The sequence below is a fragment of the Proteus sp. CD3 genome, assembly GCF_008808075.1.
GTDB lineage: Bacteria > Pseudomonadota > Gammaproteobacteria > Enterobacterales > Enterobacteriaceae > Proteus > Proteus appendicitidis.
Genome location: NZ_CP019686.1, coordinates 1891857 through 1915785 on the forward strand (window position 1 = coordinate 1891857; position 23929 = coordinate 1915785).

At 36.0% G+C, this 23929-nt stretch carries 26 protein-coding genes; 10 read left to right on the forward strand and 16 right to left on the reverse strand.

All coding sequences use genetic code 11. From position 1 onward, the window contains the following. Positions 1–2: 2 nt before the first annotated feature. Positions 3–1205 carry an L-2-hydroxyglutarate oxidase gene (gene lhgO, locus BTA34_RS08630; RefSeq protein ID WP_151435298.1) on the forward strand — a complete coding sequence of 401 codons (1203 nt, stop codon included), beginning with the start codon at positions 3–5 and terminating at the stop codon, positions 1203–1205. A gap of 70 nt (positions 1206–1275) precedes the next feature. On the opposite strand, the gene BTA34_RS08635 is transcribed toward lhgO, so the two are convergent. Then, on the reverse strand, positions 1276–2154 hold the full coding sequence (locus BTA34_RS08635) for a LysR substrate-binding domain-containing protein (RefSeq protein WP_151436750.1): 879 nt from the start codon (positions 2152–2154) through the stop codon (positions 1276–1278). A 171-nt stretch (positions 2155–2325) separates the two neighbouring features. Here BTA34_RS08635 and bla point away from each other — a divergent pair, with 171 nt between their 5' ends. Then, positions 2326–3219 carry a class A beta-lactamase gene (gene bla, locus BTA34_RS08640; protein WP_151436751.1) on the forward strand — a complete coding sequence of 298 codons (894 nt, stop codon included), beginning with the start codon at positions 2326–2328 and terminating at the stop codon, positions 3217–3219. A 156-nt stretch (positions 3220–3375) separates the two neighbouring features. Here bla and BTA34_RS08645 read toward each other — a convergent pair whose 3' ends face one another. After that, positions 3376–3840, reverse strand: a complete 465-nt coding sequence (locus BTA34_RS08645) for an Lrp/AsnC family transcriptional regulator (RefSeq protein ID WP_023582027.1) — start codon at positions 3838–3840, stop codon at positions 3376–3378. A 161-nt stretch (positions 3841–4001) separates the two neighbouring features. Here BTA34_RS08645 and BTA34_RS08650 point away from each other — a divergent pair, with 161 nt between their 5' ends. Further along, a complete protein-coding gene (locus BTA34_RS08650; protein ID WP_151435299.1) occupies positions 4002–4613 on the forward strand; it encodes a LysE family translocator in 612 nt (203 codons plus the stop codon). A 57-nt stretch (positions 4614–4670) separates the two neighbouring features. Here BTA34_RS08650 and BTA34_RS08655 read toward each other — a convergent pair whose 3' ends face one another. Next, positions 4671–5240, reverse strand: coding sequence for a HutD family protein (locus tag BTA34_RS08655; protein WP_151435300.1), 570 nt, complete (start codon positions 5238–5240; stop codon positions 4671–4673). 114 nt (positions 5241–5354) lie between these two features. Next, the gene (locus BTA34_RS08660; protein ID WP_151435301.1) at positions 5355–6770 is read right to left on the reverse strand and encodes a PLP-dependent aminotransferase family protein; all 1416 of its coding nucleotides are present in this window, start codon (positions 6768–6770) and stop codon (positions 5355–5357) included. Positions 6771–6907: 137 nt separating this feature from the next. Here BTA34_RS08660 and BTA34_RS08665 point away from each other — a divergent pair, with 137 nt between their 5' ends. From BTA34_RS08665 to BTA34_RS08685, 5 genes are all read left to right on the forward strand, one after another. Next, on the forward strand, positions 6908–8242 hold the full coding sequence (locus BTA34_RS08665) for a cytochrome ubiquinol oxidase subunit I (RefSeq protein ID WP_151435302.1): 1335 nt from the start codon (positions 6908–6910) through the stop codon (positions 8240–8242). Further along, positions 8232–9239, forward strand: a complete 1008-nt coding sequence (gene cydB, locus BTA34_RS08670; RefSeq protein ID WP_151435303.1) for a cytochrome d ubiquinol oxidase subunit II — start codon at positions 8232–8234, stop codon at positions 9237–9239. Before BTA34_RS08665 ends, cydB begins: the two co-directional genes overlap by 11 nt. Next, positions 9220–9381, forward strand: a complete 162-nt coding sequence (locus tag BTA34_RS08675) for a DUF2474 domain-containing protein (RefSeq protein WP_109372179.1) — start codon at positions 9220–9222, stop codon at positions 9379–9381. Before cydB ends, BTA34_RS08675 begins: the two co-directional genes overlap by 20 nt. A 613-nt stretch (positions 9382–9994) precedes the next feature. Further along, a complete protein-coding gene (locus tag BTA34_RS08680) occupies positions 9995–10378 on the forward strand; it encodes a DUF805 domain-containing protein (protein WP_151435304.1) in 384 nt (127 codons plus the stop codon). Positions 10379–10768: 390 nt separating this feature from the next. Next, the gene (locus tag BTA34_RS08685; RefSeq protein WP_151435305.1) at positions 10769–11614 is read left to right on the forward strand and encodes a siderophore-interacting protein; all 846 of its coding nucleotides are present in this window, start codon (positions 10769–10771) and stop codon (positions 11612–11614) included. An 88-nt stretch (positions 11615–11702) separates the two neighbouring features. On the opposite strand, the gene BTA34_RS08690 is transcribed toward BTA34_RS08685, so the two are convergent. From BTA34_RS08690 to phoH, 6 genes are all read right to left on the reverse strand, one after another. Beyond that, entirely contained in the window at positions 11703–12395 is a 693-nt protein-coding gene (locus BTA34_RS08690; RefSeq protein ID WP_265576309.1) for a molecular chaperone, read from the reverse strand. 25 nt (positions 12396–12420) lie between these two features. Next, the gene (locus BTA34_RS08695) at positions 12421–13500 is read right to left on the reverse strand and encodes a fimbrial protein (protein ID WP_151435307.1); all 1080 of its coding nucleotides are present in this window, start codon (positions 13498–13500) and stop codon (positions 12421–12423) included. A gap of 11 nt (positions 13501–13511) precedes the next feature. Beyond that, positions 13512–16025: a fimbria/pilus outer membrane usher protein gene (locus BTA34_RS08700; RefSeq protein ID WP_322618354.1), complete on the reverse strand. Its 2514-nt coding sequence runs from the start codon at positions 16023–16025 to the stop codon at positions 13512–13514. A 13-nt stretch (positions 16026–16038) separates the two neighbouring features. Then, positions 16039–16731 (reverse strand): molecular chaperone, encoded by a 693-nt coding sequence (locus tag BTA34_RS08705; RefSeq protein ID WP_151435308.1) that lies wholly within the window; start codon positions 16729–16731, stop codon positions 16039–16041. A 50-nt stretch (positions 16732–16781) separates the two neighbouring features. Continuing rightward, positions 16782–17372, reverse strand: coding sequence for a fimbrial protein (locus BTA34_RS08710; RefSeq protein ID WP_151435309.1), 591 nt, complete (start codon positions 17370–17372; stop codon positions 16782–16784). A gap of 481 nt (positions 17373–17853) precedes the next feature. Further along, entirely contained in the window at positions 17854–18639 is a 786-nt protein-coding gene (phoH, locus tag BTA34_RS08715; protein ID WP_151435310.1) for a phosphate starvation-inducible protein PhoH, read from the reverse strand. A 350-nt stretch (positions 18640–18989) separates the two neighbouring features. Here phoH and BTA34_RS08720 point away from each other — a divergent pair, with 350 nt between their 5' ends. Continuing rightward, positions 18990–19433: a methyltransferase family protein gene (locus tag BTA34_RS08720; protein WP_151435311.1), complete on the forward strand. Its 444-nt coding sequence runs from the start codon at positions 18990–18992 to the stop codon at positions 19431–19433. 15 nt (positions 19434–19448) lie between these two features. Here the strand turns inward: BTA34_RS08720 and BTA34_RS08725 are convergent, their stop codons facing one another. Next, positions 19449–20432, reverse strand: coding sequence for an endonuclease (locus BTA34_RS08725; RefSeq protein WP_151435312.1), 984 nt, complete (start codon positions 20430–20432; stop codon positions 19449–19451). A 253-nt stretch (positions 20433–20685) separates the two neighbouring features. On the opposite strand from BTA34_RS08725, the gene BTA34_RS08730 reads away from it, so the two are divergent. Then, complete coding sequence (locus BTA34_RS08730; protein ID WP_036912881.1) at positions 20686–20868, forward strand: hypothetical protein; 183 nt, start codon at positions 20686–20688, stop codon at positions 20866–20868. 4 nt (positions 20869–20872) lie between these two features. Here the strand turns inward: BTA34_RS08730 and BTA34_RS08735 are convergent, their stop codons facing one another. The 5 genes from BTA34_RS08735 to BTA34_RS08755 all read right to left on the reverse strand — a co-directional run bounded on the left by BTA34_RS08735 (position 20873) and on the right by BTA34_RS08755 (position 23908). Further along, positions 20873–21346, reverse strand: coding sequence for a threonine/serine exporter (locus BTA34_RS08735; RefSeq protein WP_196569123.1), 474 nt, complete (start codon positions 21344–21346; stop codon positions 20873–20875). Further along, positions 21337–22140: a threonine/serine ThrE exporter family protein gene (locus tag BTA34_RS08740; RefSeq protein WP_099075539.1), complete on the reverse strand. Its 804-nt coding sequence runs from the start codon at positions 22138–22140 to the stop codon at positions 21337–21339. The genes BTA34_RS08735 and BTA34_RS08740 overlap by 10 nt, the downstream gene beginning before the upstream one ends. Before the next feature lie 301 nt (positions 22141–22441). Next, a complete protein-coding gene (locus BTA34_RS08745) occupies positions 22442–22855 on the reverse strand; it encodes a hypothetical protein (RefSeq protein ID WP_151435313.1) in 414 nt (137 codons plus the stop codon). A gap of 210 nt (positions 22856–23065) precedes the next feature. After that, positions 23066–23503, reverse strand: a complete 438-nt coding sequence (locus BTA34_RS08750) for a universal stress protein (protein ID WP_151435314.1) — start codon at positions 23501–23503, stop codon at positions 23066–23068. Positions 23504–23569: 66 nt separating this feature from the next. Then, on the reverse strand, positions 23570–23908 hold the full coding sequence (locus tag BTA34_RS08755) for a hypothetical protein (RefSeq protein WP_072064066.1): 339 nt from the start codon (positions 23906–23908) through the stop codon (positions 23570–23572). Positions 23909–23929: the final 21 nt, after the last annotated feature.

Sequence of the window (23929 nt, forward strand, 5' to 3'; positions counted from 1 at the left end):
AAATGGATAATATTATGACTTATGACGTGATTATTATTGGTGCGGGATTAGTCGGATTAGGGGTTGCAAGTGCGCTACAAGAGAGTCAGCCTGAATTGAAATTGCTTGTGATTGATAAAGAATCAGGCCCTGCGGTTCACCAAAGTGGACATAACAGTAATGTTGTTCATTCAGGTATTTACTACACACCAGGAAGCCTTAAAGCAAGGCTGGCAAAACAAGGCAACATGACGACATATGCGTTTTGCCAACAACATAATCTCTATTATGACCGTTGTGGTAAAGTTATTGTCGCTACCAATGAAAAAGAGTTAAAAGCTTTAGAAAATATCTATCAGCGTGGCATTGAAAATGGGCTTGAAGTTATCAAAATGACTGAGGCAGAGCTTAAAGTCAGAGAACCTTATGTCAATGGTATTGCGGCTCTATTAGTTCCTGATGCAGGTATTGTGAATTACCCTGAAATTGCGGCAAAACACGTTGAAATAATTCAATCTCGAGGCGGTGAGTTTGCGTTTGGACAAGCGGTTACAGCAATTAATGAAACCGATGATACTGTTACTGTCACCACATCCAATAATCAATTTACAGGCAAATGGTTAATTAATTGCGCCGGCTTATTTAGTGATCGTATTGCTAAAATGGCAGGTTATGACACCGGAATGAAAATAGTCCCATTCCGTGGTGAATATTTTATGCTTAATACTAATAAAAACTACTTAGTAAACCATCTTATCTACCCTGTTCCTAATCCTGATTTTCCCTTCTTAGGCGTACACTTTACGCGTATGTATAACGGGCATCGTGATGTTGGGCCTAATGCAGTATTAGCATTTAAGCGTGAAGGCTATAAAAAAAGCGATATTAACTTAAAAGATCTTGCTGAAGTCCTGACTTATAAAGGATTTTGGAAAATCGCTGGAAATTATTTAGGTGAAGGAATGGCAGAGCTTCGCCGCTCATATTCACGTAAATTATTTACTGCAAATGCACAGAAACTAATTCCTGATTTACGTGAAGCAGATATTCATCCGGGGCCTGCTGGTGTTCGTGCTCAAGCATTAACTCGTGAAGGAAAACTAGTCGATGATTTCCATTTTGTAAAAGGCAAACGCTCGCTGCATGTTTGTAATGCTCCATCACCTGCTGCAACCGCATCTATTGAAATAGGCAGAGAAATAGTAAAAGAGCACTTTTCTTTGTAATTGAAAAAACAGACTGCAAGTAAAAATAACAAATAGCACTGAAATTAATCAGTGCTTTTTTATTTTGATATTATTCACAGTTTTCTTTTAATGCTTCATTCATTAGCCATTGTTGGAATATTTCCATTGAGGCTGTCATTGGCTTTGATTTTAAATATGTTAGCCAATATTTTCCCAATTCGACTTCTATTTTAAAGGGTTGTACCAACTGGCCATTTTTAATTTCTCTTGAAAACATTTTTGCAGGTGCTAATGCAACGCCCCCTTCATAAATTGCGCTTTCAATCATTAAACGCGAAGAGTCAAAAATAGATCCCGTGATTTTTATCGGCGGCATCTCTGCTTTTTCAAACCATTGTAACCACTCATCTTCTCGATAAGAACGATATAAATTTTCATTTATTAAATCAGTTGGATGTTGTAAACGTTTTGCAGTATTTGATGAACATAACACCGTTAATGGCGCAGAAAATAACGCTTTATTATGTGTCAATGGCCATAAACCTTCACCAAACCGAATAGCAAAATCTAATCCTTCAGTAGCCAAATTAACCACATTATTATTGGTTCTTAAATTTACTTCTATTCTTGGATATTGTTGCCTAAATTCAGCCAATCTAGGTAATAACCATCCCACAGCAAATGTGCCTACAGCCGCAATTGAAACAACATCGCGATATTCACCACGCTCAAATTGCTTAAATACACGCTCAATATCACTAAAAGCCGTTGTTAATACAGCAAATAAAATCTGGGCATCATCCGTCATTTCTAAGCCACGAGGCAAACGCTTAAAAAGGCTCACGCCAAGTCGCTCTTCTAACATTCTTACTTGTTGGCTAACAGCACCTTGAGTGACATACAGCTCTAATGCTGCTTTGGTAAAATTAAGGTGTCTTGCTGAAGCTTCAAATGCACGCAATGCATTTAGGGGAAGATGGGTTCGCATAATATTCTTAGCCATTAGATTTTCTATAGGCTAAGGTGATTTATTATCGATTGTCAATAAATCAATTAAATAGGATATTGCAGCTCATAAATAAACAGCGCTATCTCTACTCAATAACTGTCTATTTATATTGTTCTTTTCTTTATTAACTTAATATGAGCAACAATGACTATGTTTAAAACCACATTTCGCCAAACAACCGCGATTGCAGTTTCATTAATATCTCTATTGGCATCTCCAATGTTATGGGCTAACACCAATAATACAATTGAAGAGCAATTAAGTACGCTTGAAAAATATAGTCAAGGTCGTTTAGGTGTTGCTTTAATCAACACGGAAGATAATTCACAAATAACATACCGTGGTGAAGAACGCTTTGCGATGGCAAGTACAAGTAAGGTTATGGCTGTTGCGGCTGTTTTAAAAGAGAGTGAAAAACAAGCGGGATTATTAGATAAGAATATTACGATTAAAAAATCTGACTTAGTTGCTTACAGCCCTATTACAGAAAAACATTTAGTAACGGGAATGTCTTTGGCGCAATTAAGCGCGGCTACGTTGCAATATAGCGACAATACAGCAATGAATAAAATCTTAGATTATTTAGGCGGACCTTCGAAAGTCACTCAATTTGCACGTTCAATTAATGATGTAACTTATCGTCTAGATCGTAAAGAGCCTGAATTAAATACAGCAATTCATGGTGATCCTCGTGATACCACCTCTCCAATTGCCATGGCGAAAAGCCTTCAAGCATTAACATTGGGTGACGCACTAGGTCAATCTCAACGTCAACAACTTGTTACTTGGTTAAAAGGCAATACAACGGGTGATCACAGTATTAAAGCGGGTTTACCAAAACACTGGGTTATTGGGGATAAAACCGGCAGTGGTGATTATGGTACAACTAACGATATTGCCGTTATTTGGCCGAAAAACCATGCTCCATTAATTTTAGTGGTTTACTTTACACAACAAGAGCAAGATGCAAAATACCGGAAAGATATTATTGTTAAAGCTACTGAAATTGTAACAAAACCATTTATCAAATCACCCCAAAAATAATAATAACACGCTATTGCAAATATAAATAACAATAAAAAAGCTGAGTACAATCTTATTTGTCTCAGCTTTTTTGCTTTAATTCTTATTATATTTTTTAATCTAACTGGGCTATGTAATATGTATTAAGTTATCTCAAATAAGAGAGTTGTTATCATATTAAAGGGGTAAAGCAAAACTCACTTTTACCGTTTCCATGGGTACTTCTGTTTTTATACTTTGGATGCTTGGAATTTGCGTTAAATAATCAGCATGAAAGCGACGATACGTTGCTAAATCTTTCGTCACAATTCGAATTAACGCATCGCATTCGCCTGCCATTAAATGACACTCAACCACTTCAGGTAACACCTTGATAGCCTTTACAAATTCTTCAATAGTTTCAGCATCTTGCGCTCTAAACCAAATTCTTGCAAATAAAGATAACCCTGCATCAACCTTACTGCCATCTAATACAGCAACATAACGAGTGATCACACCAGATTCTTCGAGTAAACGCACGCGGCGAAGACAAGGAGAAGGTGAGAGTCCAACCTCTTTTGCCAGCTCAATGTTTTGGATTTTGCCATCACGTTGAAGCACCTGCAAAATATGTTTATCTATCTTATCTAATTTTATTGACATCAAAGATTAACCTTAATTCTATTTGTGGAATTTTATTGCCAATTAATTATTTTTGTTAGCAACAAAACAACCCGATTTTTTCGAAAACATCATATAATCTTTCCGCTAAATTTCACAGTAAAAACGATATTTCTCTTAAACTATCTCTATCAGGTGAAAAGATGGAATTTAACACTTTATTATTATTCGCATTAACGGTTCTACCACTTATCTGCACACCGGGACCCGATATTCTTTTTATCTCATCCCAAGGGTTATCAGGCGGTATGAAATCTGCATGGATTGCTAACGCTGGCGTTATATCAGGCTATTTAACCCATGCATTACTAAGCGCGTTAGGGCTTGCTGCCTTAGTATCCGCATCACCCATTTTATTTTATTTACTCAAATGGGTTGGTGTGTTCTATATCAGTTATCTTGCAGTCAAAATGTTGATATCTGCCTGCAAAAAAGGTCAATTAGCCCTCGATGCCTCAAAAACCTCACACTTATTTCGTAAAGGTTTTTTAACCAGTTTTCTTAATCCTAAAGGGCTATTAGTTTATCTCGCTATTTTACCAAACTTTATTGATAATCATAATGATATCGCAACACAATCATTGCTGTTATCTGGGATATTTATCACGACTTGCTTAATTATTTATGGCTTGCTCGGCACATTTTTTGCCTATATTGGCTTAAAAGGCGGTTTAAGTGAAAAACGTCGCCGCTATAACGATGGCATTGCGGGTGGATTACTCACATTAGCGGCAATTAATCTGGCTTTAAATTAGCCTTAATCCTAAGCACTATTTATTATTCTAATCAGAATTTGACCACAAGAATGCCCTCTATTTAAGTGGTCGAATATCTGCCCATAATAATTGGCAATTCGCGGTTAACGGTCTTATTTCACCTTCTCGAATATCAGGTAACCACCAAGCCCCCTGTCCTTTTGATAAACGCTGGCAAATCGCACCAATTACAGTCCATTCACCTTGAGTGATATAAATTAATCCTGCATGAGAACTAGGTAAAATAAGCGGTTGTGTTACTAAGGTCGTCTCTGCTTTCCAACATGTACGACGCACCATAATATTTAGGCACTTTACGCTACCTTTAATTAGTTCAGATTTAACATGAATATCACCTGAAAAATCAAAAGGCTGATAAGAGTCTGTAACGGAATGATTAAGAAAACCGGGGCTATTTAAATTGATGCCATTACCTTCTAATAGCACCATTTGCCGTTCAATGTCAGGAAACTGTCCTAATGAGCTATTCTCTTCGATAGAGGTTAAACACGCTCGCCATGAAAAATCATTATTAACCGGCCAACACACAATTTCTTGCGTTGTGCCTTTTTGATTATTCCATGATATAAACGGTAACTCTTGTTGATCAAAACAACGTAGCTTCATTGTATCCTCCTTCAATATCTGGCTATCAGTCTGATAATGAGGTTAAGGATCAATCATTGGAGATTACCGTCAATAAATCAATAGCTAACTTTTAAAAATGTGCGCTGGCGTCAGCTATTTACGTCGTAATTTTCTGCACCCTTCTCCAATAATTTCCATTCCTTTTTCAGTACGACTATTCCATTGAAAAGAAGCGTTTAAACGAAATGCATGATTAAATTGAGAGCTGGTGGAAAACATTGAACCCGGTGCAATACTGACACTTCTTTCTAATGCAAAATGATAGAGTTTATTCGCATCAAATGTTGATTCAAACTCTAACCAGAGAAAATACCCTCCTGATGGAATATTCACTTTTACATCTTCAGGTAAATGCGTTTGTATCGCTTGTAACATACGATAACGCCTTTGTTCTAATAATAATCTTAATCGACGAAGATGCGTATCATAGCCACCTTGTGACAAATAATCGGCAATAGCTTGTTGTGTTGGCATACTTGCAGATACTGTACTCATCATTTGCAACTGCTGTATTTTTGTTGCGTGTTTTCCGGCTGCCACCCAACCCACACGAAATCCCGGCGCAAGACATTTAGAAAAAGAAGCGCAATGTAAAACGCTATTTGTTTTATCAAAACCTTTTACTGGCATAGGTGCTTTCTGGCTGTTATAGAGTTCGCCATAGACATCATCTTCGATTAGCGTTATCTGTTTCTTCGCTAATATATCCACCAGTCTTACTTTATTTTCATCAGGCATTGTTCCACCTAATGGATTTTGACAATGGCTCATCAACCAACAAGCTTTAATATCGTATTGTTCAACCACTTTTTCGAGTTCATCTAAACAAATTCCTGTTACTGGATCTGTTCTAATGGCAATCGCTTTTAATCGTAAACGCTCAATTGCTTGTAATGCACCATAAAATGCAGGTGATTCAATCACGACCCAGTCACCCGGTTCAGTAACAGCTTGCAAACTAAAACTGAGTGATTCCATTGCACCAGCCGTAATCACAATTTCATCTGGAGAGACATGAATTCCTTGTAATGCATAGCGTTGTGCAATGTTACGGCGTAACTTTTCATTTCCCGGAGGTAGATTAATCACTGAACTTTGGGGCGCTAAATGTCTGGCAGCAGAAGCCAACGCGCTACTTAATTTAGGCTGAATAAATAAACTGGGATCGGGGAAAGCGGAACCAAAAGGAATAATTTCAGGATCTTTACACGCTTGAAGTACGTTGAAAATCGAGGTGCTTATTTCAACATTTTCACTCATGTGTAGCCCTTTGCTGGCTGTCACCTGACCGAAACGGTTATTGCGATGTGCAACGTAATAACCTGATTGTGGTCGCGCTGTTATCCATCCTTGGCTTTCTAATAACTGATACGATTGTAAAACAGTCATCAAACTTAAACCTGATTGTTTCACCGTATCCCGCAATGAAGGTAAACGGTCGCCAGATTGCCAGATATTATCTTCAATTTGTTGGCGTATTTGCGCTGCAAGCTGTTCATATCGAGTCATATAAAACTGTTTACCTCAAAACTGTTATAGTCATTTTTAAACTTATTGTCACTATTATAGCTTACTGTCATATGGTCTACTAATCCACACGATTTACCTGCAATTTACATGTTTATATCAATAAAACGAGGTTTTTTATGCTTGGGTTAAGTGCCTTTGACTTGGCGCGTATCCAGTTTGCGTTCACAGTTTCTTTTCATATTATCTTCCCCGCAATTACTATCGGACTGGCTAGCTTCTTAGCAGTATTGGAAGGTTTATGGTTAAAAACTCGCAATAAGGATTATTTAGCGTTATTCCATTTTTGGTCAAAAATATTCGCTGTTAACTTTGCTATGGGCGTTGTCTCTGGTTTGGTCATGGCATATCAATTTGGAACCAACTGGAGCTTTTTCTCTGATTTTGCTGGCTCTATTACAGGTCCGCTACTCACTTATGAAGTACTTACCGCATTCTTTTTAGAAGCGGGTTTTTTAGGTGTGATGCTGTTTGGCTGGAATAAAGTAGGTGAAAAACTTCACTTTTTCGCAACCTGTATGGTGGCATTAGGTACATTAATGTCTACGTTTTGGATCTTGGCTTCAAATAGCTGGATGCAAACACCACAAGGATTTGAAATTATAAATAACCAAGTCGTTCCCGTAGATTGGATAGCCGTTATTTTTAACCCATCATTCCCTTATCGCCTTGCTCATATGGGTGTTGCCGCTTTCCTTGCTTCAGCCTTCTTTATTGCTGCATCTGCTTCATGGCATCTGCTCAAAGGTCATAAAACATCTGCAATGAAAAAGATGCTTTCAATGTCTTTATGGATGATTTTAATTTTAGCACCAATTCAAGCACTCATTGGCGATGTCCATGGTTTAAATACCTTAAAACATCAACCCGCTAAAATTGCCGCAATTGAAGGTCACTGGGAAAACGAACCAGGAGAAGCAACACCGTTAATTCTCTTCGGTGTGCCTGATATGGATGCTGAAGAAACGAAATATAAGTTAGAAATTCCTTATCTTGGCAGCATGATCTTAACTCACAGCTTAGAAAAACAAATTCCAGCATTAAAAGAGTTTCCTAAAGAAGACCGACCGAACTCACTTATCGTTTTCTGGTCTTTCCGCGTTATGGTTGGTCTCGGTATGTTAATGATTTTAGTGGGTGTATGGGGAACTTGGCTGCGATATAAAAAGAAACTTTATGAATCTAAGGCTTTCTTACGCTTAACTTTTTTAATGGCACCTTCAGGTCTTATCGCTATTCTTGCCGGTTGGTTTACAACAGAAGTAGGACGTCAACCTTGGGTTGTTTATGGCATACAGCGAACACGAGATGCCGTCTCTGCACATGGTGAAATGCATATGAGTATAAGCCTGCTGATCTTCTTAGTTGTTTATGGCTCTGTATTCGGTGTTGGATATGCCTATATGTTAAAACTGATCCGTAAAGGTACACCGGAGGTTCATCATGGGAATTGATTTACCAGTTATTTGGTTCGTCATTATCGTATTTAGTACGCTAATGTATATTGTCATGGATGGTTTCGATCTTGGTATCGGTATGCTTTATCCATTTATTAAAAGTGACCAAGATCGTGACTTAATGATGAATACTGTTGCCCCTGTATGGGATGGTAACGAAACATGGTTAGTCCTAGGTGGCGCCGCATTATTTGGTGCCTTCCCATTAGCTTACTCGGTTATTCTTGATGCTTTGGCAATGCCGTTAACATTAATGCTTGTCGCATTAATTTTCCGTGGCGTTGCTTTTGAATTTCGTTTTAAAGCCGATGCCAGTCACAAAGGTTTTTGGGATAAAGCATTTATCTTTGGCTCTATCTTAGCCACCTTTATGCAAGGTGTTGTCGTGGGTAGCGTTGTTCAAGGCTTGCCGGTTGTTAATCGCGCCTTTGCGGGTAGCTATTTTGACTGGTTATCTCCTTTCGCACTCTTTTGTGGATTTGGATTAGTTATCGCCTATTCATTATTAGGATGTGGCTGGCTGATTATGAAAACCGAAGGTCATTTACAACAGAGTCTATATAAGGTCGCTAAACCTCTTACACTCATTATGCTTGCCGTTATTGCAGTCGTCAGTGCATGGACACCATTAGCACAACCTGCAATTGCTGAACGTTGGTTCACATTACCAAACCTGTTCTTCTTTTTACCAGTTCCTCTTTTGGTGTTGTACAGCACTTGGTTAATTTTACGCTCAGTGAAAAAACAAGGGCATTACCTTCCTTTCTTTGGTGCGCTGGCGTTAATTTTCTTAGGTTTTGCAGGATTAGGAATTAGCATTTGGCCTAACATTATTCCACCGGCAATTAGTTTTGTAGAAGCCTCTGCACCACCAGAAAGCCAAGGGTTTATGCTAGTTGGCGCACTGTTTATTATTCCAATTATTCTCGTTTACACATTCTGGAGTTATTACGTCTTTAGAGGAAAAACAAATTATGAAGAAGGTTATCACTGATCCACAAATACAAAGTAAGCCCTCATTATTAAAAAAATGGGGATGGTTGATTACTATTTGGTTTTGTAGTGTTTTAGCCTTATTCGCCGTGTCTTCCCTCTTCCGTTTTTTAATGACGTTAGCCGGAATGAAAGTCAAGTAAAGGCAAAGTACATACAGCAATATAATTAACTAGCGCCAAATACGGTAAGCTATAAAATAAAAGTAAAGAAAGGGCTGGAGTTATCTTCAGCCCTTTTATCTTTATTTAAGACAGTGGATTACCGTTTAATCGCATTAAAACTTAACCGATTCTTATTAGAATGCTCTTTTAACAGCTAAGTTGATCTAAATATTTTGTTATAAAAAGAAAATACAAAAGCAAATATTTTTACTTTTCCATGATTAACTAAATTTAAATCAAACTCCTTGATAAAATCATTTTAAATACATCATTTTTGATTAACAATAAGAGATAAAATCTTTTTTATGTATGTATTACGATAAATAAAAATATAAATAATCCTATAAAAAGCCATCTTCTCTAGAAATAAGATAGAATGAATGTTGAATTAGGCTTCCAAAGTAATTATGATATCGCCGCCTAGAAGATCCATATCTGTATTATTCTATAAAGACACACGCTATTAAAAGTGTGGATATGGCTGATGTCTGTTCAAAATACATGTTTTGATAATTTAGATTTATCTTAATTGCTAAGAAAGATCTCTTACACTAGGCTTACGTATTGTTGCTACTAAATTAAGGATGAAGTCATGAATTGGTATTTGGAAGTCATTAAAAATAATTACGCTAACTTTTCAGGCCGTGCTCGTAGAAAAGAATATTGGATGTTTACTCTAGTAAATACCATTATTATTGCTGTTTTATACGCTATTTTAATTTCATCAGTAGATATGAATACAGGTGAAATGAGTTCACTAGGTTCAATTGCAGGTATTATTATAGGTATTTATTCTTTAGCAATTATCATACCTAGTCTTGCAGTGACTATTCGTCGTTTCCACGATCAAGATAAATCAGGTTGGATGTTCTTACTTGCATTTATTCCTGCTGTTGGTGGATTAATTGTTTTTGTCTTTATGTGCCTTGAAGGTACTAGAGGTGACAACAGATTTGGCCCAGATCCTAAAGCTTAATCTCGTGCTGAATTAATATAACAATACAGTGAGTATACCTACTATTAAGTTTACTCACTGTATTAATTGATTTTCCTACCTTTTTTTACAACCATCTAAAAACACGCCTTCTTTTAAAAATATACCTCTTCATCTCATTCCATATTGTAATTTAGTATTTTATTTGCCTCTGACTTTTTTGATTAATGATCTAGAGTTATTACATTAAGCTTATTGCATTGATTTTTAAGTTTTTTCTTTATTGTTAATTTGAACTTAATCACATTATATAAGTAAAAAATACGCATTCCTTTACTAAACCAACGTTAATGTTGATAATGACTATCATTATTAATTGAAAATGATAATATCTACGTCGATAAAACAATTAAATGAGTCAGGTAAAAAAACGTGAGTAACCAAAAAACACCTCAAGAAAAAAATATTTATAAACCAGCGCCTCCTCGCCTAGTTCAAGTAAAGCGTATTACTGATGTTACACCGGGAATGCGTTGTATCACCTTTACGAGTGATGATTTAGATACTTATCCAGCAGATACTGCCGGGGCGCATTTAAAAATATTCTTACCTTTAGAAGGCCAAGTTAAACCAACAGTACCGGGCTTTTCTGAAAAAGGTCCTAAATGGCCTGAAGGCGAACCAAGATCGATTGTACGTACTTATAGTGTTCGTGCTATTCGCCCTGAACAAAAAGAGTTAGATATTGAATTTGCAGTACATGACGATGAAGGCCCTGCTATTCATTTTGCGCTAAATGCTAAACAAGGCGACTATATTGGGATCACTAATCCCGGTGGCCCTGATCCTTTATTAGCACCAGCGTCACATTACTATATGGCAGCAGATCCAAGTTCATTACCTGCTTTAATGGCTTTAATTGAAACCATGCAGCCTAATGTTCAAGGGAAAGTCGTTATACGAGTAGAAGACGAAACGCATCGTCAAGAAATTAAACGTCCTAGTGGCTTAGAGATAATCTGGTTAATTGGTTCTGTTGAAGAACAAACTCAAAACTTAATTAATGAATTTATGTCGTGGGAATTACCTGCTGAAGATGTCGCATTTTGGATCGCAGGTGAAGACAAAATTATTCGTGCATTAAGACGTCATATACGCCGTGATAATGGTTACGATCGTAGCTTGATTTATGCCATTCCTTATTGGCGTTTTGGTTATGACGAAGAAGGCTATCACGCTGAGCGTCACCATGTTATGGATAACGAAGACGTAAGCTAAGCAATAAATTAAAAACTAAGTGTTGGCTGTACAGGCTGCATATTAATTTCATTAATAATATGCGGCCTTTTTTATTGTACAAATATAATTAATGTATATTCTTCTTATCTTGCTGATAATTTCCATCATCATCGATATAGATAACCGTAATTACTTGGTTCATATCAGTTTGCTTTTGATATTGAATGTGCTGTTTTGCAAAAGGAGCCACCATAATAGCATTTGTTAATAGTGCTTCTTTATCATCAAAATACATCTTTGAAATTGTAAAGTAATAAGCTGTAGGGTTATTTATTGCTAAATATTCTCCATGATGAGTTATTTCTATTTGTTTAAAAACGTCCTCTGTCGTTAACTTAAGTTGCGCTGGACGATAAAAAAGTTTGATTCGTGTTTGCAATGCTAATTGCAACGTACTGAAGTTTTCTTTATTTTCTGGTTTAGGTGCTATATCTAATACATTTAAATAAAAAACAGATTCTCTATCTTTAGGTAACCTATTTTCTAATTGTTGTATTTTTAATTGTAACCCACCATTTGCAGTCATTTTCGCCATAGGTGGAATAACAATAAAGGGTGCCGTTGTTGTTTCTGGTGTGGAAGCAACATTTCCTTCATCCACCCAACTTTGTATTAATGTTGACTGCTCACTTTGATTAAAAACTTGTAACAATATTATTGAGTTGTCGGTAGGAAATATTAAACGAGTGCGCTCAAGTACCACACTTGCATAAGTAAAATGTGTTATTAACATGAATAATAAAATTAAAACACCTTTCATTTTCGCTTCCATTTTTTATGGCTTATTAATCGTAAGACATCACAAGTGTTGCTGTACTTGTCATTTTTCCTTGAGTGACTGAATTAATATTATAAGGGTAATAATAAGCACCCATATTTATCGAAAATGCAGAGGATATGCTGCCACCTTGATTAACACTAAAAATACTAGTCGCACTACCTTGTGTATTAATATTGTCAGATAAAATAAGCGGGCTTGCAGTGTTATCACTTTTTACTACACGGAATCCGACACCACCTGCACCTTGTGCTGTTGTGTTGGTTAATATAGTTTTGTCCGTTGCCAATAAATTCTGGCTTGATAAAAACATATTAATGTTACGTGATGCTTTTGAACCGCTCAAAAAGTCTTGGCAAGTAAAGTTTAATGTAAAAGGGGTATATCCTGCTTTATCTACCGTTTTTGCATCTTTTACGCTAATTAACGGCAATGAAACAATTAAACCTGCATTAGAAAAATTACATGTTGTCATCACAGGATTATATGTAATTTGCATTGGCTGTAAGAAAATATCGTTTTGATCAACCGGCCACTGCCACGTTAATAAAAATTGAATTAATTTAGTGACAATATTCAATAACCATTGAACAAGCCCCAAACTTGATGCATCAGAGGCTAAAATAACTGGTGAAACAATTGCTGTACTACCACTAACTTCTGTGTAATTACTTGAGGGTTTGCTACTTAATAACGTAAATTTCAATGTAAAGTTAGTATCTAAATCTGAAGCAGGATGTGTTCCCGCTTGAATATTCGTTACATTATCTTTTTCTAATGACGTTAACGTAATAGAGACAAACTGCTTACCACCATTAAAACCAATTGTCCCCGTCCGTCCATCATTAAAAGGTGAAGCGATACCCACTGTATTAGGAAATAATATTCCTCTTGCTGTGCATGTAAATGTGCCCGGAAATGTTGTTCTACTCGGTTTTGTGGTCGTTGTTGAAAGACTATTTAAATCTGCAGATAAATCAAAATTAATGTTGGGTGCAGTAATAGTGCTAGTGGGTTTACAGTTAGCAATTGCCTGCTGGCTTATTGTTCCTAATAGCATTAAAAATATAAAGGCAGATGATTTCATAAGACTTTCCTTTATCGACAGATATTACTATTTTTATCCATCGAATTAACTAAATGATTAATCACACACTCTGTTTTTCCTGCTTCATTTAATTTAATCGAGACAGAAGAAGGTAACGCATCACTTTTTAAATAAAGTACACTCGATTGCCCAACATAACCGATACTCTGTTTCTTATTATTTAAAACTTCAGTACCAAAAGGTAAGCTTTCATCATTTTCTAAAGAAGCTCTGATAATGAACGTTTTACGCTGATCCGTGGTTAATGTGAGGTGATTAACAGCACCTAAATAAGGCGTAACATGCGTTATATTTCCTAAAACTTCTGCATTCGATGGATATTCTGTATTTGTTAATGTATAGGTATTCGTTCGATAAGGGATCGTATTCGCGACTAAAACAACACCTTGATTATTGGTTAATGTCGCTTTATTCCCATTGACCATCATATTATTCGCCATAGGCGCTTCAATAATGGTATAAGTTTTCCCTGTATCCCCAGAAAACGCAATATGGCTAGGAATAGCAACTATAGTCCCTCGGGTTCCCACCCCACCTTGGCGATAATTATTTGCTTCAGTATAAGAGGCAGATAAAGTGCTATAAGGATGGCGATAGCTCACATTAGCACCGACTAAATTATTTCCACCCGTTTGGTTAGAGCCTGTTAAGGTATAATTAACCAAGTCATCTTTACCTGCTGTTCCACTCATACTTAATGTAGATTGCTGATAGTGTGAATCAGTGACATAAACCGAAGTATTAATATTTGCTCTTTTATCAAAAAATGAAATTGGCACACTGACGTTTAAATAATAACGAGTTTCTTCTTTATTATCGTAATTTCTTAATTTCGATACCGAAAGATTATAAGCAATATCTTTATAGTTATTTGAATAACCTAGTTGATACTCTCGATTAGTCTCATCAGTATTCCAATAATTTCGATGCGTTCCTGAAAGGAAAATAACACCACGCTGCCCACCTAAATATTGATTAAGATTTATGGTAAACGTATTTTTTGCTCTAGAGCCGCGTAGTGCATCAAAGGTTGTGAGATCTAAATCCGAAGCGGCATTATTATTTCCCTGCTGTTTAGCAAGATCATTTTGATAATCTTTCCAAGCTTGGTAATTATCATGAGAGTAAATCGAGTCCACAAAGCTATAATAATCACGGGTAGAGTAACGGTAAGCCGCCAGTGTTAAATTAGTTAGTGTGGCATCCATATATTTACTATATGCAAGACGAAAACTTTGCCCTGTTTTTTTGCCTGTTTGCAGATCTGCACTTGCATGAGTGATATCTGCGGAAATCGCCCCAAATTTGAAATTCCAACCACTACCAATCAATGCCGAATAATAGTCTTCGCTGGCAATTCCCCCTGCATAAAGCGTAACAAGGTTATTAACACCATAATGGAATTCACCTTGGGCAAATTTAGGTCGATAATCGGTATTATTAATACGTGACTCCCCTACCATCACGTTATAGCGATATACACCTTCTTTTAGCATATCGGGAACGGCTGAAAATGGCACAGTAAATGACTCTCTTCTGCCATCCGCTTCTTGAACCACCACTAACAGATCACCACCACCAGCTGTTGGCTGAATATCACGAAAAGAAAATTCACCAGGGGGCACATTTTCTTGAAAAACTAAGTTTTCATTTTGATAAACACTAACTAATGCGTTTGTTTGTGCAACGCCACGAATAATAGGCGCAAATCCTTGACTTGAATTAGGTAGCATTCCCATTTCAGTCGCCAATGAAGCGCCTCTAAATGAAATACTAGTAAAAAGTGCGGCTGGCGTATAAAAATCACCTATCGTTAATCCCGCAGTTATTTGACTTAATGCTTTATAAATATAACGGGTATTGTTTTTCCATTGACTTTTACCATGAGAGTAATAGGAATAGTTTGATTCATCTCGAAATTGCCATGTGCCTAAATTAATACCTGAATTAATATTGGCAAAAAAACTCTCGTTATTACTCTTATTTCCTTTTTTCTCTTTATAGTTATAGTAATTTAAATTATAAGATAAAATCAGTGCAGAAATACCTTGTTCCCAATAGCTAGGATCAACATATCCTACTTCTGATTGTTTGACAGAAATCTGAGGTGCTGTGATATCTAGTCTTAATCTATTAATATCTAATGTTGAAGCAACCCCCGTCGCCAGTTCATTAGATAAAATTGTTTTTTGCTGTGCTATTTTTTGCTTTGCCGACAAAGACAAGTTTAAACCTAACTTATTTACATCATCCGATTCAAAACTAATCCCTGCATTATTTCCTAACACATTGACTTCAAATTGCCCTTTCCATGCCTGATTAACATAGACATCAACAAGTTGCTTTCCTTCTGGTATTTTATCATCAATATAAAATCGTGAAATATCGCCATTCTTTGATTTCCCTACTAGTAAAGATGTATCAAATCCCTCTGCATACAGATTTTGAGTATAATTTTGCATTCCTAAAAAGATAAGAACTGAGAGGTATTTTGAATTATTCACGATGTTATCTCTATTAGAGTTTAATATTCTGTGATTTATAAACACCAAAATCATCAACATAAATAACAACAGCGGAATTGCTTTTTAATTTATTAATTAAAGGTAACTCACGAGAAGATAACGGTGGGATCATTTCAGAATCGACAAGCGTAATACGGGGTGTCTCTTGTGTAGAAATAGAGGCTATCGTGAAATGATACTGTGAGTTATTTTTAACTAAAACTTTATCACCATTTAATTGATAAGTTATTTTCTCATTAACAATTTCTGGTTTATCAGTTAAATCTTTTGGACGATAGAAAACTTTAATTCGTGTTTTCATTGCTAATTGCAAATAGCTTTTTCCTTTTAATGCTTCGGCATTTTCTGGGATATCGAGAATATTTAAATAGTATACTTGTTCAACATTTCCTGATGATTTTTCATTGGAATTTTTTATTCTTAATGTCTGACCTTGTCTACCTGCTATTTTTACAATTGGTGGATATAAATAAAAAGGAGAGTTTGCATCTTCAGGCGTAGAGTTTATATCGCCATCATCAATCCAACTTTGCACGAGTGAAGCTAAATCACCATTGTTGGTTAATTGAAGATTAACACTATCTGTTCCTTCATAATAAATAACCCGTGTACCATTAATAATAATATTAGCAAATACACTCGTTGGTAATATCAATGCCATTAAAAAAACGATTAACTTTTTCATTATAAACATCCTAAAAAACCAGACCCAATATTGAGTCTGGTTTTTTTATATTATAAATAAGAAACAGTATAGATAACGTTAGAGTGTACTGGCCCTGTTTTAGCGGCTGTCGCGTTTGTTTTATAGTAACTGGCAATTAAACGTAGAGTATCTGAATCAGGGGCGGTTTTATCGCCTTTAATACCTGTATCAAAAGTTGCGTTCAATGGTATAGCAACTGTTGGTGCCGCAGGTGTTGATAAACTAAAGCCAACATTCTTTGCCACTAATGGATCATTTTCATTCACGGTATCATTGACTAAATATAATCCACTGGTGGAAATCGTATTTGCAGATGAGAAATGTATCTTTAAATTACTTCCACTTGGCGTAGATGCAGGAGCGCAATCAGAGAATGTCAAAGCAAACTCTTTTTGGTTTTTGGCAATAACAGTACTCGCCGTTGTTCCAGCATCTGTTACGGTAATAGGATCTAATAAAATAGAAAAGTCCGCACTGTTTCCTCCATTAATTGTACAGGTGGTATCACTAATAGCACCAGAGAAAGAGATTATTCCACCAGCGCTGTTGGTTGCAGCAAATGCCGACGTCGACAATATAGCCACTGATAATAATGACAGTGGGAGTTTATTTTTAAGCATATATAACCCCAAGAATAGACAAATATTTAATTAGCAAAAATAAGCTTCTATTATTGCCATCATTAACTAAAGGTGATGAAAGGAGACCCTAGTCAATTTGATATTAGTCATAATTTAAAAAACCAACAAATGAATTTATCCGCTTTTTTAAATCTGTGACTTAAGTCAAATTAAATTTATGGTTATATTTAGTTAATATATAAATGTATTAATATTTAGCATTACCATATAATTAGAAAATCATAAATAAAAAAACAATAACAATTAATCTATTAATAACCAATCAAAAAAGGAGTGTCTATAAATGAGCTGATTTATTTTGGAATTATTTATTTGAATTAAATATTCCAAAGCTAATAAAAATAAAAAACAAATAGAAATAAACTCACAGAAAACTTAATTTTAAAAATAAAAATCAATAAAGATAAAGACCACATTAATATGTGGCCTGTTTATTTTACATAGAGATCTTAGATCCTATTTAATCGTTATAAGCTGCTAATACATGCTGACATAATGTAGAGCGTACACAATCTTCTTGCATAAATTTAATCACACCCACTCGATTATTAGCCTTAAATCGAATCAAACCATCCGCTAATCCAGACGGTACATTTGCAGGTAAATCACACTGTGTAATATCTCCATTAACCACAACGGTGACATTTTCCCCCATTCTGGTGAGAAATAATTTCATTTGATTGACAGTAACATTCTGCGCTTCGTCTAAAATAACAAATGCATTTTCGAAAGTACGACCTCGCATATAAGCGAAAGGTGCAATTTCGACTTTACCGATTTCAGGTCGTAAACAATATTGTAAAAATGAAGCGCCTAAACGTTTAACTAATACGTCGTAGACAGGACGAAAATAAGGTGCAAACTTTTCAGCAATATCACCAGGTAAGAAACCGAGATCTTCATCCGCCTGCAACACAGGTCGAGTAACAATGATACGTTCTATTTCTTTGTTAATTAAAGCATCGGCTGCCATTGCAGTACTGAGAAAGGTTTTACCACAGCCCGCTTCCCCTGTAGCAAAAATAAGATCTTGATGTTTAATTGCATTCATATATTGGCGTTGTACTTCATTGCGAGGAGATAACACACGTTCATCACGTTTTTCTCTCGCCATACCAATAGTATTGATATCCCCAAATCCCGGTAAAACCATAACATTATCTCGATGCGCCCCATTACGTTGTTCTTTACGTGAGGTGCGTTTATTTTCTCGGCGTAAACGTGTTGCTGCTTTTTGTCTACTCATAGTGGTATTTACCCTTGTTAGTCTTCAAAAAGTCATCGACATCTCTGTTTGTATTCCATTCACTTACCGATGAGTCCCCTTCAGACTCTGTTTAGTCGCAGAAAACAAAAAAACCGGTCACAATCCTGAACATTAAACATCAATGAACGGTTGTTGCCGGTTTTCTGTGAGTAACGAGATATTTCCATTGCTTCTATCATTCATATTCCCCATCATGGAGTTAGAGTGAAAATTAACGAAGCTTTATGACAGTATAATGACAAAAGAAAAATATTTTCAATACTGAGATGATTTATAATGAGATGAACTTAACATAAAAATAACAATAAGTGTTATTTTTGGGGGAATAAATGAATTTCTTGCGATTACCTTTTATTTATTGGTTACTACTTAACCTAATTCCATTTATTGGCTTTGAACTTCATTCTGGCTCTCTCAAAAGGGGCTTCTTTTTTTACCTTGGTTTACTCACCATTACCACTTCTGGGATCTGGCTTTTTTATTGCCTCTCATTTTTTATTAAACAAAAAACATCGCCTAATCCCAATCACACACCACGACAATTAGTAACAAATGGTCCTTATAAAATAAGTCGCAATCCTATGTATCTCGGTTTCTTAGATATTAGTATCGGGCTATTTTTTATTTTTGGTAATTGGGGATTTTTGGGCGCGGCAATTGCGTTTTACTTTATTACTGATCGCTATACGATAGTACGTGAAGAGAAAATCTTAAGTGAATTATTTCCACAAGCGTGGCAACAATATTGTCGCCACGTTCGTCGTTGGATGTAATCTAAATAATTACGATTAAGGCTGTTTACAGTTATTAGCTAAACGGTAACCTGCCTTAATGGCATCACTCTCTGTTTTAAACAAAACCGCATTTTTATCTGACATTGTTTTATAACCTGAGCAATGCGCAAAATGGTAGATCTTGCTATTTACATTACCTTTAATAGCTTCAGATTGTGATGCATTGGCTTGTTTAGGTGTTTCAGTTTTAGCTTTAGTGACTGGCGTACTATTTGTTGCAGATAATCCCGCACCACTGTTTTTATGTCCTAATTGCCATTTCATTTCACCTGTCACAAAGGGATTGTGATATCCAACAATACGAGCAATACGGCTATCACGCTCTTTTTCCCATGCTGTTGGTGGATAAGCATTATCCCAAGCCATTAATAACTGTTGTTGCTGGCGTGACATCGAGAGGTTATAGCGATCATGTAAGTAGAAATAAACCCTTGCTACTTGTCCTTTAACTTCATTACGCGGTTCAAAGGTACGTGAAGCAAAGTCAACACGGCTACGGCATTGACCATATTGGTAAGGTGCTTGTGCAGGTAATTGCCCAAAACTAAAATTGCTACGATCACCATTAACTTCACCAATAGATGGGGCTAAATTGTGTAAATCTGCTTCAATTTTGCCAAATACAGGATCGTTTTTCACACAATTAGCTCGGCCACCATTTTGCCAACATTGGCGTTGATGACCAAAAACCCATGCAGGAACAATATGCTCCCACTCAATACGTTCCGCTCTTGTTTGTTGAGTTCTAACTTTATAACCACAACTGGCTAAATCAACACGTCCCCCCGATTTACCTACCCATTTCCAATCACAGCCACAATAAAGAGTCCCTTGTGAGTTTTGATTTTGATCATAATAAATACGTTCTTTTGCTATCTCTTTCGCTTTTGTAAAATTTTCCGGCGCTTGAGCTTGCACATTTAACGTAATAAAAAACAAACCCAACACAACCGCGGTATAGTGTAATATTTTTCTCAAAGTGGTATCTGCCTTACTTTTTATTTTATTAAAACTAATAAGAATTATCTTTAATAACCAACTGATAATCTTATTTTTATTTAGCCTAATCTTACCTTTTTTTTATTTATTTTGGGCAATCTTTCTTGCTATTTTTTGTATAAAAAATAAAACAATAAGCGTGAATGGTGATAGAAAAAGCCGTTATTCTCGACATTAACGCAAAAGGGATTTGCTATGGTTTAGTCCATCAATGATTTGGAGAAATTTAAAAATGAATGAGAATATGCTGAATTTGATGGATGAATTAGTCGAGATAACAAAAAAGCATGCGAATAACGAAGATGTTAAAGCGCATGCCAGTTTAGAATCTGAGAATAAATTACGAATTCAAATTATTATTTCCGATAAAAATGAACTGGACATAACATTAAACTCTCTGCAACACGCGATGTAAGTCATTATACACTCGGACGCTTGCGATATAACCACAATCCCGGCAAGGATAGCCCGATAGAGAGCGCACCGACAATAAATGAAGCTTTAAGGAAATTAGTAACTAAAGCTTCAAAAATTTCCGCGCTATAACCAATTTGCGTTAACTTCACCACTGAGATCATCGCTATATATGCATTTATTCCGGGGAACATCGGAATAACCGCTGCAACAGTAAAGACTTTAGGGTGTGCAAGCCACCAGCGTGACCATTGAATACCAATGCACCCCACTAAAATCGCGGCACAAAAACTTGCCCATTCAATGTTCATACCACTCATTACTAAAACCGTACGAGAGCCGTGACCTATTGCGCCTAATAATGCACAATATTTTAATGCCCTTGAAGGCACATTAAATACCATCGCAAAACCCACAGCAGGAATAGCGGCTAAAATCATATCTTCAATTAGGGTAAGAATTATCGTTATTATGCCCAATCTCTTAACCCCCATACCGCCATGGCTAAAATAACCCCTAAACAGGTTGCCAATGTTAACATTGTTGCCATTGCCCAACGCGCTAAGCCAGTATTAACGTGCCCTTTAAACATATCAGCAACAGCATTAATTAAAGGAAATCCAGGAACTAACAATAAGACGCTGGCAGCCATCGAAATAGTCGCCGTCGTTTGAAAATAAGAGAGCTTTAATAATAGACCTGAAACTGAAGTCGCCACAAATGCCGTAATACAGAAATTAATTAATGGATTCATTTGACGATGTGTTAATGCTTGGCGTACAAACATACCAAGACCACCACCAATGGCAGAAACTAAAAAGCCATCCCAATTACCACCATTTAATTTAGAGAAACAACCACAAGATAAGGCAACCATAAAAATAATCGCCCAACGTGGATAACGTAATGGTTTTATATGCTCAAAGCGTTTTCTGGCTTCATGAATATCTGCAAGATGATGTTCAACCAAAATAACAATATGCTGAACTTCGGTTACAACATGCATATTAATGCCACGATCGACTATCTTTCGTGTTGATGTTTGGCAATGCCCGTTAACAATCGTGGTTAATACAACTGCATTAGCAGAAATTGCGCTTTCGACTTGATGTACACCTAAAGCTAAACCTAGACGGGTTGAAAGCTGTTCGACTAGCATACTTTCTGCGCCATGTTGCAATAACAACAACGCAGTTTGAATACATAACTTGGTAATTTCCCGCTGTTTATCTTGTGAAATGGCTGTACACTCCGCCATTATCTCATTATCCATACTATGCCTTAGTTTTAATCAAAAACGTGCCACTGCTAATATAAAGTTTATCAGCATAGCTCGTTTCTCGCTCTATTATCTTTCAATACTATTATGAACAAATAAAATATTTTAGGCAGTAAGTAGATCAATTTTATCGATGGATAGCCATAAATATTGGCATAGGAAAGTACAATACAATGATAAATACCCATTCTTGTTTTTAAATCGCATCATCAAATAGCTATCACTTTTTTAATAAAAAAGCACTCATACAAGTGCTTTATAAACTAATTTAATGCAGGAAATTAATAAGATTTAATTACTTCATTAATTCATCAGCTTGGATATACGATCCATCCAGCGTTTCTGCAACAAATACAGAAACACCATAAACAGCAGAAATAACAGAAGAGAGTTGTACTAATTGCTCTTTATCATTTTTTTGTGGATCGGCGGTCATTATCATGCCAGCACAATATTCACTGAGAAGCGCTTTCCCCTCTTTAAGCCAGCGCCTAACCGCTTTCATCCCCTCCATATCTTCTTTTTTATGCTCTTTATCTTTTTTGTTGATAGATGGGTAAACCAAGACAAATTTTCTTTTTTCGTTTAGTACAACATCCATTTCTGCAATCCAGTTATTTGCATCTTCCAATGTTTCTGGAAAAATTTTCATTGTAATAACAGGAAATTGTTCAACATCCATAACAACAAAATTTTTATTATTCAACATAATACTCATCTCTAATTAATAATAATCACCTCACTTTAGAATGACTATCATTCTCAATCAATAAAGATCCGAGTATTTAAAATAAAACCGCATTAATAAGCAATCACACGCACAAATCAATTTAAAATAGCAATGCTTAAATGCAAAAATAAAAAACCCCTAAATAGATATCTAGGGGTTTCATACTATTTTCTAATATTTATAAAGATTTTAGCGAACAACTAATACGGATTGTTTGGCATAAGCGACAATACCTGATGCATTGGAGCCTAATAGGTGTGTTGAAATACTTGGACGACGAGAGCCTATTACAATCAAATCAGCATGAATTTTTTCAGCAAGCTCTAAAACTTTATCTCTCGCGGAACCAAATACGGCTGAAAATTCAACTTGTTCAGTTGGTAAATCGATACCATTAGCTAATTCTTGCAGTTGTTCTTGTACACGCTCAAGTGCTTTATTTGCAAAAGAACTGAGCATGTCATAATGGTAACTATAACTAATAGAGAAACGTGAAATATCAGGAATAGCATGGAAAAGATGCAGTTTTGCACCTTCTAATTTGGCAATATAAACAGCGTGTTGTAAAGCTTTAGTCGTTAACTCATCTTCTGAAATATCAACAGGTACTAGAATTGTCTTGTACATAGCAACTCCTCATTATCAGATTATTGTCTGTTTATTATTGTAGCGTTGAACCCACAGCTTGCTTATTTAATCTTCCTCAAGATGCCATTTATGCAATTGTCGATGAATAAAAGGTGTCACTACAAGCCCAATTGATAAAATAAAAACACACTGAAGAAATAAACCATAGATTGCAATAAAAAAGCGCCCTGTTGGGGTTGCAGGTGCTGGCTCTACCGGTTGACCACTTAACATAGAGATTGCATTTAATGAAGATTCCATAAAGGTATGCCCTTCAATTAAATAAAACCCTAATACGCCGGGTAATAAACCTAAGAAAAAGAAAATAGAGCCTATTACATAATAGCGTAAGATGCGTAGAATAAAATGATCGAGCCTTAAAAGTTCTTCGGTAAATTTTTCCATTCTTACCCACGTTCTAGACTA